General features: G+C 64.4%; 1 protein-coding gene. It reads right to left on the reverse strand.

Annotated elements, in window-relative coordinates; translation table 11 throughout:
* Window positions 1–509, reverse strand: a 509-nt coding sequence (locus MFF64_RS36605) for a cbb3-type cytochrome c oxidase subunit I (protein WP_238193929.1), incomplete at both ends; no start/stop codon positions are given.

The following is a 509-nucleotide window of genomic DNA, read 5'->3' on the forward strand; positions in this document are numbered from 1 at the left end:
GGATCGAAGATCGGCAGCCCGAAGGTGCGCTCGGCGAAGACCAGGAGCAGGGTCACGGCGAGGACCGGGGTCGCCAGTACGAACATCAGGCTCGTCGTGTACATCGCCCAGACGAAGAGCGGCAGTCGGAACCAGGTCATGCCCGGCGCCCGCAAGAGGTGAATGGTCGCGATGAAGTTCACCCCGGTGGCGATCGACGAGAAGCCGGTGGTGAAGACCCCGAGTACGGTGAGCGAGACCCAGGTGTTGGAGAAGACCGTGGAATAGGGGACATAGAAGGTCCAGCCGGTATCGACGCCGCCGAGGAGCAGCGCCGCGACGGCGAGCAGGCCGCCGCCGACGTTGAGGTACCAGCTGATGAGGTTGAGCTTCGGGTAGGCGACGTCCCGCGCGCCGATCATCAACGGCACCAGGAAGTTGCCGAGCGTGTTGGGGATGCTCGGGATCAGGAAGAACCACACCATCACCACGCCGTGCAGCGTGAACAGCTTGTTGTAGGTGTCGGCCCG

This window comes from Methylobacterium frigidaeris (assembly GCF_022179185.1).
In the GTDB taxonomy this organism is placed as follows: Bacteria; Pseudomonadota; Alphaproteobacteria; order Rhizobiales; family Beijerinckiaceae; genus Methylobacterium; species Methylobacterium frigidaeris.